This is a genomic window from Bacillus sp. AFS002410 (assembly GCF_002556365.1).
GTDB lineage: Bacteria > Bacillota > Bacilli > Bacillales > Bacillaceae_G > Gottfriedia.
Map to the genome: position 1 here is coordinate 1 of NZ_NUEU01000109.1, position 3235 is coordinate 3235.

Here is a 3235-nt window from a genome sequence, read left to right on the forward strand (position 1 = left end):
AGGCTCGGCCGCACAAGCATCAGTTAGTTGTATAAGAACCATTGAATGAAAAGGCGTTATTTTGTTTCGTACTTTCTTTGATTTTTAAATTGTCTCCAGAACATAAATACAATAGCACAGCATCCAATAAAAAATACTAATCCAGCAAATCGCATTGAAAGATGGAATATCGATTTCGTATAATCAACAACAAAATGAATTACATAAATAAGAGCTGAAAACATTACAAAATTAAGGATAAATTCAATTAGCTTAAATTTTCTTTTTTTTGCGTATTGCATTGAAAATGCCAAAACAATCCCCATTATAATTACTTCCAATTCAATCACTCCATCCTAATTTTCATCCATAAGCTAAAGAGATGTTAAATCTTTTATTAATTAATTATACAGCACATTCCACATCGATAACTTGGGAAAATCTCGCCTTTTTGACACAGGAATGCAATTTCTCTTATAAAACTGATTTGCTATTTTGTTGAATAAAAAAAGCCGCATATAAGCAGCTCGTGTTCTTCAACTATTGCATGCTTTAGTTGAAAATCATTGAGTTAGTTCGAATAATCTTTTTTTAATTAAGTAAGTAGTAAGTTGATTGAATAAAAAACCAATTTTGACAAACCCTTTGTTAAAACTGGTTTTTTATTTTGATTATAGGATGGATGGTGGTTTCACCTTGTTAAGTATTAAAAAGGTAGCATCTAAATTAGTTATATTAGCCATAGTATTAACTCTAATTAGTATCGAAATAAAAGTGGTTAAGGCATCCATTAAAAGAATAGATAACAAAGAATTAACACTTAAGGAGGCTATATATCTTGGCTTAAATAGAGCAAAAACATGGAATAAAAATGCTTCTTTAACGAGGATAACAAGTGTCGACGAAAATTTGGAAGGTTCAAAGGGAGAAACTGGGAAACGGTATTATTGGAATATGGAATTTAGTGCATCAAATCAAAAATTATTATCTATAGGAATTTCTCAAGGGAAAATATCCTTTAGCCGTGAGCATGTAGGGGATAATAATGGAACGATAAAATTGGAGGATATTAAGTTTGATAGTCCATACCTACTAAATATAGCAAAAAAAAAATATGGTCTCCAGAAAGGATTGGATTGGGCTACAGGTTACCAGTATACTCTTGATCTTATCGAAGGGAAACCAAGTATAACCATTTTGGGTACTGATAGTAATAAATTATTTACACGAATTAGCTTCGACCCTAAAAACGCGGAAGTGACAGGCGCAATACACAAAGTCCCATATGGTGGTGGTTTGATATCCTTACAAAAAGAATCAAAATCTTCTAAGATAACCCAAAAAAGTATGGCAATAATGGGAATCACAGCAGGGAAAAGAAACTTGGTTACTTGGGGTGATAGAAAACCAACCCAGTTTAATACAGCCAATCATCCGTTTCTTAGAGTAAGTTCAAACATTGGGGAAAAGTTGACGGACTTAGAAATAAGTAAGTATGTAAAATACGCTTGGTTTAACCCTGAAGAAGAATTGTATGTATCAACGGCATCCGAGATATGGTCAAATGTAACGAGTAAAAATAAAGGTAATAAAATATTGAATTTAAAAAAGGAAATTGAAAACATAGACTATTCTTTGAATAATAACATTGCAGTTTTATCAGATGGTATGGTTTACACAACTATAACTCAAGGGGATAGTTGGGGAAAACATACAGTTCCTGAATCCCTTCGCACAATTCAAATCTCAGATAAGGGAGAGTTATTTATTTTAACTCAAAATAGGGAGATTCATCGGAAGAACAAAGATAAATGGAATGCAATATCTATCCCCAAAAATGTAGGTATTCCTTGGGATATGAAAATCCTAAAGAATAAGATCGTAATCACTACCGATATTGGATTGTGGATACGTGACGTCAGTGGAAGTAAATGGAAAAAACTACAAACTGATGAACAGATATTTAAATTAATAAAAAAAGGACAGAAATTATTTGGTATAACAGATAGAGGTGCTGCAATTTATGAATTTGATTTTGGAAATGAAACTATCGAAAAGATAGAGAAAGTATATGAGGCTAAAGATAATATTGTTTTGGATATAGATGTATTCCAAAACATATTATTTATTGCAACCATTCCAAATTATGTTTGGGAAGAGATGTGAACTATGAGTTTTTCTAATGTAACTAAACCAGCTAATAGTTTGTCAATAATTTTCAATAAAAAAAATATGTGACTCATGTTATACTATTTTTGACATGCCAAATAATCTTCCCATTATTTAAAATTGGAAGATTATGGTAATTATGGTTGATTTAGATTTTAAGCTAGATCTTGGAAAGTCGTTTTGCTTTTTAACAGGGCATAAATCCAATGTAATAGTTTGTTTACACAAGCAATAACTGTTACTCTAAATGGTTTTCCTTCTTCACGCTTTTTATCATAAAATTGTCGCATTCGTTTATTCCGTGGGATGATTTCGTCTGTTGTCTTACTCTTACGATTATCACGAATTGCACAACGAACAGCCATAAATAACGCATGTCTCAATCGACTAGAACCACGTTTTGTAATGCGGTTTCTACTGGCAGCGAATTTACCAGATTCAAAGACACTCGGGTCAACTCCAGTGAAAGCCACAAGTTTNNTTACGAGGACATCTATCTCTACTTTTAAATTGGATAGATGTTCTTTGTATTGAAGAACCATTTTGATATGCATTTCAAGCGTAATAATAAGGCTTTTATAAAGATTTACTTGAAACGGATTTTTTTCAGCCGCAGTCATTAAAAGCTTAGCTCTTTCGTTTGCCCATTGTTTAGAACGACTCGTACATAAAGATGCGATTCGTTTAGCTAGTTGATCTTCACCTGTTTGTAACACAGCCTCAGATGAAGGAAACTCTAGTAAAGTTAAGAGCGAAACATTAGAATACAAATCTCCAAATACACCTCGATATTCAGGAAACACTTGATCTAGAATCGCTAGAAAATGTAGTTTTGCCTGTGAACTAATACCCGTTAAATGATCATGTTGTCTCGTTAAATTTCGTAGATTCAGTAATTGTGCACCACGTTTTTTATATGGCTCTAACTCTTCTTTGTAATACAGCTCGCAGAGGTGGTACGCATCGATGACATCAGTCTTTACCTTTCTTAAACTTGAACTTTTAGCACGATAAGAGATTAATGGATTAATAACGATATAAATATAATTTGAGTTATCTAAGAACTTCATAACAGGTGAATGGTAAT

At 32.4% G+C, this 3235-nt stretch carries 3 protein-coding genes; 1 reads left to right on the plus strand and 2 read right to left on the minus strand.

Annotated elements, in window-relative coordinates; genetic code table 11:
* Positions 1-56 precede the first annotated feature (56 nt).
* Entirely contained in the window at positions 57-320 is a 264-nt protein-coding gene (locus tag CN692_RS25325; protein ID WP_098121890.1) for a hypothetical protein, read from the minus strand.
* A 274-nt stretch (positions 321-594) separates the two neighbouring features.
* Between CN692_RS25325 and CN692_RS25330 the strand changes: the two genes are divergently transcribed.
* Entirely contained in the window at positions 595-2145 is a 1551-nt protein-coding gene (locus tag CN692_RS25330; RefSeq protein ID WP_142317576.1) for a hypothetical protein, read from the plus strand.
* 158 nt (positions 2146-2303) lie between these two features.
* Here CN692_RS25330 and CN692_RS25335 read toward each other — a convergent pair.
* A partial coding sequence (locus CN692_RS25335) for an IS110 family transposase (RefSeq protein WP_098121892.1) occupies positions 2304-3235 on the minus strand: 932 nt, incomplete at its 5' end.